This is a genomic window from Cellulomonas sp. P1_C4, from assembly GCF_056406355.1.
This window is the reverse complement of sequence record NZ_JBFUAI010000016.1, coordinates 111,173-118,863: the sequence shown is the minus strand read 5'-3', so window position 1 is coordinate 118,863 and position 7,691 is coordinate 111,173. Positions and strand designations below refer to the sequence as shown.

8 protein-coding genes are annotated in these 7,691 nt (G+C 73.3%); 5 read left to right on the top strand and 3 right to left on the bottom strand.

All coding sequences use genetic code 11. The features are described from left to right. The 3 genes from AC1DYZ_RS14290 to AC1DYZ_RS14280 all read left to right on the top strand — a co-directional run. Positions 1-1,212: ABC transporter permease (locus AC1DYZ_RS14290; protein ID WP_477065846.1), on the top strand; the 1,212-nt coding region annotated here is incomplete at its 5' end. A 22-nt stretch (positions 1,213-1,234) separates the two neighbouring features. Then, positions 1,235-2,299, top strand: a complete 1,065-nt coding sequence (locus tag AC1DYZ_RS14285; RefSeq protein WP_477065845.1) for an ABC transporter ATP-binding protein — start codon at positions 1,235-1,237, stop codon at positions 2,297-2,299. Further along, on the top strand, positions 2,296-3,018 hold the full coding sequence (locus AC1DYZ_RS14280) for an ABC transporter ATP-binding protein (protein ID WP_477065844.1): 723 nt from the start codon (positions 2,296-2,298) through the stop codon (positions 3,016-3,018). Before AC1DYZ_RS14285 ends, AC1DYZ_RS14280 begins: the two co-directional genes overlap by 4 nt. A 7-nt stretch (positions 3,019-3,025) precedes the next feature. Here AC1DYZ_RS14280 and AC1DYZ_RS14275 read toward each other — a convergent pair whose 3' ends face one another. After that, positions 3,026-3,607: a class I SAM-dependent methyltransferase gene (locus AC1DYZ_RS14275; RefSeq protein WP_477065843.1), complete on the bottom strand. Its 582-nt coding sequence runs from the start codon at positions 3,605-3,607 to the stop codon at positions 3,026-3,028. 57 nt (positions 3,608-3,664) lie between these two features. On the opposite strand from AC1DYZ_RS14275, the gene AC1DYZ_RS14270 reads away from it, so the two are divergent. Beyond that, positions 3,665-4,123, top strand: a complete 459-nt coding sequence (locus AC1DYZ_RS14270) for a MarR family winged helix-turn-helix transcriptional regulator (RefSeq protein ID WP_477065842.1) — start codon at positions 3,665-3,667, stop codon at positions 4,121-4,123. A gap of 52 nt (positions 4,124-4,175) precedes the next feature. On the opposite strand, the gene AC1DYZ_RS14265 is transcribed toward AC1DYZ_RS14270, so the two are convergent. Then, positions 4,176-5,546, bottom strand: coding sequence for a PhoH family protein (locus tag AC1DYZ_RS14265; RefSeq protein WP_477065841.1), 1,371 nt, complete (start codon positions 5,544-5,546; stop codon positions 4,176-4,178). A gap of 385 nt (positions 5,547-5,931) precedes the next feature. Next, on the bottom strand, positions 5,932-6,693 hold the full coding sequence (locus AC1DYZ_RS14260; RefSeq protein WP_477065840.1) for an isoprenyl transferase: 762 nt from the start codon (positions 6,691-6,693) through the stop codon (positions 5,932-5,934). 262 nt (positions 6,694-6,955) lie between these two features. Here AC1DYZ_RS14260 and trhA point away from each other — a divergent pair, with 262 nt between their 5' ends. Continuing rightward, a complete protein-coding gene (trhA, locus tag AC1DYZ_RS14255) occupies positions 6,956-7,690 on the top strand; it encodes a PAQR family membrane homeostasis protein TrhA (RefSeq protein ID WP_477065839.1) in 735 nt (244 codons plus the stop codon). Position 7,691: the final 1 nt, after the last annotated feature.

Genomic DNA, 7,691 nt, shown 5'->3' with positions numbered 1-7,691 from the left:
CTGCGCGCCCTGTCCCGCCTCGCGGCCCGCCGCCGCGGGCTGACCCCCGTGATCGCCACCGCGCGGGCGAGCAGCACGGCCGGCACCCGCGTCCCGCTGCTGACCCTGACCGTCGCGGTCGCGCTGGTCGTCTTCTGCGGGACGACCGCGGTCACCGTGCAGCACGGCCAGCTCGCCGCGGCCGACATCGTCGTCGGAGCGCCCGTCCGCATCGACGGAGAGATCCCGCCCGAAGCCCTCGACGCCCTGCGCGACGAGCCCGGGGTGACCGCCGTCGCGGGCGCCCTCGCTGTCGGCTCGCGGACGTTCGGCAAGGAGAGCGGCGTCAAGGCGCAGCTCGTGCTGGTCGACGCGGAGGACCTCGCCGCCGTGCTGACGGCCGCCGGCCGACCGGTCGACGCGGGGCTCGCTGAGCTGGGCGATGCCTCCGGCTCGCAGGTGCCCGCGCTGATCGCGCCCGCGCTCCAGAGCACGGCCGCCCTGGTCCAGCCCGCAGTGATGGCCAAGACCGGGTTCGTCGACCTGGCCGTCATCGGCACCTCCGAGCACCCGCCCGCGGTCGCCGTGACGACGGACAACGCCGCGGCCGACACCGACGCGGTCGTCATCGTCGACCGCGCGCGCTTCGAGGCGGCATCCGGGACCGACCTCGCTCCCACGGTCGCGTGGGTCGACGGTCCGGGCGCCGTCGACGCGGTGCGGGCGGTCGGCCTCACCGACACGTCCGGGATCACCGTCACCGAGCGCGGCGCCTGGCTCAGCCACTGGCGCTCGTCACCGCTGACGTCCGGGCTCCTCTGGCTGCTCGTCGCGGTCGGCATCGCGCTCGCGGGCTACGCGGCCGTCGCGCTGGTGCTGACGGTGGTGGCCACGTCCCGCGAGCGCGGCCGGACGCTCTCGGCGCTGCGCACCCTCGGGCTCGACGCCCGGACGGCACGCGCCATGACGTTCGGTGAACTCGCGCCGCTGGCGGTCGTGGCCCTGATCGGCGGGACCGCCGTCGGGATCGCGGTCCCCTGGATGCTCATCGGGGCGCTCGGGCTGGACGTGGTCACGGGCGCAGCCGAGGCGACGACGCTGCAGGTCACGTGGGTCCCGATCGTGGGCGCCGCGGCCGTCGTGCTGGCCTCGCTCACGGTTGCCGTCGCGGTCGAGTCGGCCGTGCGCCGGCGCGACCGTCTGGGCGACGTGCTGCGGGTGGGCGAACGATGATTTTCCGACGAGGGAGGCACACGTGACCGTCACGGAGACCACGCTCGGCGCGCTCGAGGAGCGGGCCCAGCAGCGCACGGGGGCGTTCGGCGAGCACGCGCTCATCGTGTGTGACTCGTTGGTGCGCATCTACCAGTCGGAGGGGATCGAGGTGCAGGCCCTGCAGGGCCTCGACCTGCTCGTGGAGGACGGCGAGCTCGTCGCGATCGTCGGCGCCTCCGGGTCCGGCAAGTCGACGCTGCTCTCGGTGCTGTCGGGCCTCGACGTGCCCACAGCCGGGCGCGTCCGGGTGGGGCCCTGGGACCTCATGGCCATGTCGAGCGCGCAGCGCGTGGCATACCGGCGCTCGATGGTCGGGTTCGTCTGGCAGCAGACCGCCCGCAACGTCGTGCCGTACCTCACCGCCACGGAGAACGTCGCGTTCCCCCTCGCCCTGACCGGGGTCCGGCGCAAGGAGCGGGACCGCCGGGCCGCCGAGCTGCTCGAGGTGCTCGGCGTCGGCTACTGCGCCGACCGCCGGCCCGGGCAGATGTCCGGCGGCGAGCAGCAGCGGGTCGCCATCGCGGTCGCGCTGGCCAACGCCCCGCAGGTGCTCTTCGCCGACGAGCCCACCGGCGAGCTCGACTCCGCCACCTCGCACGACGTCCTCGAGGGCCTGCGGACCGTCAACCGCGAGCTGGGCACCACCGTCGTCGTCGTCACCCACGACCCGGGCGTGAGCGAGCACGTGCAGCGCACCGTGGCCATCCGCGACGGGCGCACCAGCTCGGAGGTCGTGCGGCGCACGCACACCCGCGAGGACGGCACCGAGCACGTCGTCGCCGAGGAGCTCGCCGTGCTCGACCGGGCGGGCCGCGTGCAGCTGCCGAAGGAGTACCGCGACACGCTGAACCTGGTCGGCCGCGTGCGGCTCGCGCTCGAGTCGTCGCACGTGTCGCTCTGGCCGGAGCGGGCGGTGCCTGCGCGTGAGGTCGGCGGTCCGCCGGGACGGCCCTCCGGCCGGCACTCGTCCACCGCCGCGGTCGACACGCCGACCACGACCGGCACGACGCCCGTCGTCGGCCCCCGCGAGGAGACGAGCCGATGACCACCACGACCACCACCTCCCCACCGGCGCCGACGGGCTCGACCGACGCCGTCGTCCGGGTCGAGCACGTGAGCCGCACCTACGGCTCGGGCACCGGCGCCGTGCACGCCCTGCGCGACGTCTCGTTCACGATCCAGCCGGGCGAGCTCGTCGCGCTGGTCGGCCGCTCCGGCTCGGGCAAGACGACCCTGCTCAACATCGTCGGCGGCCTCGACCGCCCCGACGAGGGCCGGGTGGTCGTCGACGGGCGCGAGGTGTCGACCCTCGACGAGCGCGGCCTGGTCGAGCTGCGCCGCGACGTCGTGTCGTTCGTGTTCCAGACGTTCGGGCTCGTGCCGGTGCTCTCCGCGGCCGAGAACGTCGGCGTGCCGCTGCGCCTGCGCAAGCTGCCCAGCAAGGACCGCGAGGAGCGCGTCCGGCTGCTGCTCGACCTCGTCGGCCTCGGCCCGCACGCCCTGCAGCGACCCGGTGAGCTGTCGGGCGGCCAGCAGCAGCGCGTCGCGATCGCCCGCTCGCTGGCCAACTCCCCGCGCCTGCTCGTGGCGGACGAGCCGACCGGCCAGCTGGACACCGAGACCGGCACGGCCGTGATGGCCCTCATCCGCGCCGTCGTCGAGGCGGAGGGCATGACGGCCATCGTGTCCACGCACGACCCGCTCATGGTCTCGCTCGCAGACCGCGTGCTGCGCATCGCCGACGGGCAGCTGGTCGAGGGCTGACGGCCGGTCAGGCCGGTCGCAGCACCAGACGACCGAACGGGCTGAACCATCGGGTGCCGGCCAGCGGGCTCTGGCGCGCCACCGCCGTGTCGGCATCGAGCGGCTCGGCGCCCCGCTCAGCCCGGCCGAGCGCCCAGCGGAAGTCGTAGATCCACGCCCGCCCGCCCGGCCGGAGCACGCGCCGCACCTCGGCCATCCCGGCGGTCGGGTCGACCCAGTGGTGCTGGCTGATGGTCGAGACGACCAGGTCGAAGGTGCCGTCGGGCCACGGCAGCCGGGCGACGTCGGCTACCGCGAACGTCACCGACACCGGTGCCGACCCCGTGGCCTGCGCGATCATCTCCGACGAGAGGTCGATCGCGTCGATCCGCAGATCCGGACGGGCCCCGGCGATCAGCGTCGGCAGGGCGCCCGGTCCCGTGCCGACATCCAGCACCCGTGCACCCGGCGACAGCGCGAGGCCGTCGACGTCGCGGGCGACCCGCCGGTACAGGCTCGCGGCGAGGCGGCCGGCGAACCGGCTGTACTGCGCGGGATGGTGCACCAGACCGAACATGCTCTCGCGGGCGCGGTGCGTCGCGGTCGTCATCAGGCCCTCCGATACAGTTGTACGTCACAACTCTTAGGGAGAGCGTAGGCGCGGCAGTTGTATGACACAACCTTTCCGGACGACGACCTTCGACGGTTCTTCCAGCAGCTCGCCCGCACCAGCGGCCTGCTGGACGCTGTGCAGACCCAGCACGAGCACGCCGGCGTGCGGCTCTCGCTTTCCGAGACGTTCGCGCTCGGTGAGCTGGCCGAGGCCGGCGCGCTCTCCCAGCAGGACCTCGCTGCCCGGCTCGGGCTCGAGAAGAGCACCGTGAGCAGGCTCGCCGCGGGGCTCGAGGGCCGCGGCTGGATCTCGCGCGAGCGGGACCCCGAAGACCGACGCCACTATCGGCTCGAGCTGACCGTCGACGGCCGCGATGTGGCCGACCGCGTGGGCGCAGAGCTGCGGGAGCACCACGGCCGGATGCTCGCGCAGCTGACGCCGGCGGAACGGCAGGCGCTCGCGACGGGCCTCGGCGCCCTGGTCCGCGTCCTCGACGCGCACCACCACCCCTGAGGCGCGCGGACGCCCGGATCCCCGCGGGGAGCCCGGGCGTCCCGTCGAACCCTCAGACCTCGATGCCCTCCAACAGCTCCGTGACGAGCGCGGCCACGGGCGAGCGCTCGGAGCGGGTGAGCGTGATGTGCGCGAAGAGCGGGTGGCCCTTGAGCGCCTCGATCACGGCGGCGACGCCGTCGTGCCGGCCGACCCGCAGGTTGTCGCGCTGGGCCACGTCGTGCGTGAGGACCACGCGCGAGCTCTGGCCGATGCGGGACAGCACGGTGAGCAGGACGTTGCGCTCGAGCGACTGGGCCTCGTCGACGATCACGAACGCGTCGTGCAGCGAGCGCCCGCGGATGTGGGTCAGCGGCAGGACCTCGAGGATGTCGCGGTCCATGATCTCCTCGACGACCTCCTTGGAGACCAGCGCCCCGAGGGTGTCGAAGACGGCCTGTGCCCAGGGGTTCATCTTCTCGTCGGCACTGCCGGGCAGGTAGCCGAGGTCTTGGCCGCCGACCGCGTACAGGGGTCGGAACACCATGACCTTGCGGTGCTGGCGACGCTCGAGCACCGCCTCGAGGCCGGCGCACAGGGCGAGCGCCGACTTGCCGGTGCCGGCGCGCCCGCCGAGCGAGACGATGCCGATCTCCTCGTCGAGCAGCAGGTCGATGGCGATCCGCTGCTCGGCGCTGCGGCCGTGCAGGCCGAACACGTCCTGGTCGCCGCGCACCAGCTGCACGTGCTTGTCGGCCGTCACGCGCCCGAGGGCCGAGCCGCGCGGGCTGTGCAGCACGACGCCGGTGTGGCACAGCAGGTCGTTCGGGTTCGCGCTCCCGGTCCCGAAGCCGGCGGGGACGTCCGCGAGCGCGATGGACTCGTGCTCCCACAGGTTCGCCATCTGCTGCTCGCCCAGGTCGAGCGCGTCCATGCCGGTCCAGCCGGAGTCGACGGCCAGCTCCGCGCGGTACTCCTCGGCGCGCAGGCCGACCGCGGATGCCTTGACGCGCATCGGCAGGTCCTTGGAGACGACCGTGACGTCCTTGCCCTCGGCGGCGAGGTTGGCCGCCACGGCGAGGATCCGCGTGTCATTGTCGCCCAGACGGAAGCCGGCGGGCAGGACCGTGGGGTCGGTGTGGTTGAGCTCGACGCAGAGCGTGCCGCCGTCCTCGCCGAGCGGGATCGGCGTGTCGAGGCGGCCGTGCTCGATGCGCAGGTCGTCCAGCATCCGCAGCGCGGCCCGGGCGAAGTAGCCCAGCTCGGCGTGGTGGCGCTTGGCCTCGAGCTCCGTGATCACCACGACCGGGAGCACGACGTCGTGCTCGGCGAAGCGCAGGATCGCCCGCGGGTCGGACAGCAGGACGGAGGTGTCCAGGACGTGCGTCCTGCGCCCCTCGAGCGCGGGCTCGGGCTGGGTGTCGTTCTGCGCGTTGCTGACCACGGCAGGCTCCCTCCGGCGCTACGTGCGCCGCGACGGGCACCGGACGTCGGCGTCCTGCCAGAGCAGGACCATGCACCGACGAGCGGCGACGGGACGGGGGCGGTCGGCCGAGGGCCGGATCCGGCCCACCTCCCGGAGCAGATGCTCCATGGGCTGGCCTCCCGGGGACGGCGGTCGCCGTCCTCTACGCCGGAACATAAGCCCGCTCCGGCGCCCCTCAAGGGCGACACGCGAAGTGGTTACACGCTGTTCATCTGGGCGACCCTGGGCGCCTCGGCGCCCCGCACAGGTCGCACGCGACGGAGCCGCAGGTGGGAGCGGCAGAGGCGCTCGAACGACGCCCGCGGCGGCCTCGTCGGCCCCCGACACAATTAACCCGGACGGGTCAGCGGCCCCCGCGTCGCTCGCGCGCCGCGTACGCACGGACGGCGCGCAGGAAGTCGACGCGCCGGAAGTCGGGCCAGTAGGCCTCGCAGAAGTAGAACTCCGAGTGCGCGCTCTGCCAGAGGAGAAACCCGCCCAGCCGCTGCTCGCCCGAGGTGCGGATGACCAGCTCCGGGTCGGGTTGGCCCTTCGTGTAGAGGTGCTCGGCGATGTGCTCGACGTCGAAGGCCTCGGCCAGCTCGTCCAGGCTCGACCCGGCTTCCGCGTGCATGCGCAGGAACGCCTTGACCGCGTCGGCGATCTCGCGCCGGCCGCCGTACCCGACCGCGACGTTGACGTGTAGGCCGACCACGTCCTCGGTCGCGTCCTGCGCGGCGACGAGCGCCTTGACCGTGTGGTCGGGGAGCAGTTCGAGGGAGCCGACCGCCTGGATGCGCCACCGACCGGTCGCCGCGAGCGAGCCGACGGCGTCCTCGATGATCTCGAGCAGCGGCTCGAGCTCGTCGGCGCTCCGGGCGAGGTTGTCGGTGGAGAGCATCCACAGCGTGACCACCTCGACGCCGATGTCCTCGCTCCACTCGAGCAGGTCGGCGATCTTGTCGGCCCCGGCCTGGTGCCCGTGCCGGGTCGACTCCCCCACGCTGCGCGCCCAGCGGCGGTTGCCGTCGAGGATGACCCCGACGTGCCGCGGGAGCCCGTCCTTCGGGAGCGACGCCGCGAGCCGGCGTTCGTACAGCCCGTAGAGCGGGTGGGGCAGACGCACGCGCACTCCTCGGATGGACGACCGGATCCCGCTCACCGTACTCGCCGCGCGGCGCCCCGCGGACCCGGTCCGCGACGTCGTCGCGTGGGGTCGGTCCGGCGTCGCGCGGTACGTTCGCGAGGGACCCTCAGGGGTCTTTCTCAGGGTCCCGACGAGGGCCGCACCGACCGCATCACACCCGCCGCGCCTCGGTCGACACCCCTACCTACGGCGTCGTAACCTACGGTGTCGTAAGTTACCGCTGACGAATCGAGACAGTCCCATGAGCACGTCCCCCGCGCCCGCCCCGGGAGGCTCCGGTGCGCAGCCGACGGCCCCGACCGACGGGGAGTCGACCGGGATCGTGGAACGGGTGGCGGACAACGTCAAGCCGCACCTGCGCGGCTGGATCCACGCAGGCGTCACGCCGTTCGTGCTCATCGCATCGATCGTTCTCGTGGTGCTCTCCCCCACGCCCGAGGCCAAGTGGTCGACCGCCGTCTTCGGGCTGACCGCCGTGATGCTGTTCGGCACCAGCGCGTTCTACCACCGCGGCCACTGGTCCCCGAAGACCGCCGCCGTCCTGCGCCGGCTGGACCACACGAACATCTTCCTCATCATCGCGGGCACCTACACGCCGCTGTCGGTGCTGCTGCTGCCCGCGACCACCGCCCGGGTGCTGCTCATCGTCGTGTGGTCGGGCGCACTGATCGGGCTGCTGGCCCGCGTGTTCTGGCTCGGCGCGCCGCGCTGGGTCTACGTGCCCGTGTACGTGGCGCTCGGCTGGGTCGCCGTCTGGTTCTTCCCGGAGTTCTACCGCGCCGGTGGCGCCGCGATCGTCGCCTTCATCGCGATCGGCGGGCTCGCGTACACGCTCGGTGCGGTCGTGTACGGCACCAAGTGGCCGAACCCGAGCCCCCGCTGGTTCGGGTTCCACGAGATCTTCCACGTGCTGACCGTGGTCGGGTACGGGTGCCACTACATCGCGGTGTCGATGGCGTCGTACGGCTCCGCCTGAC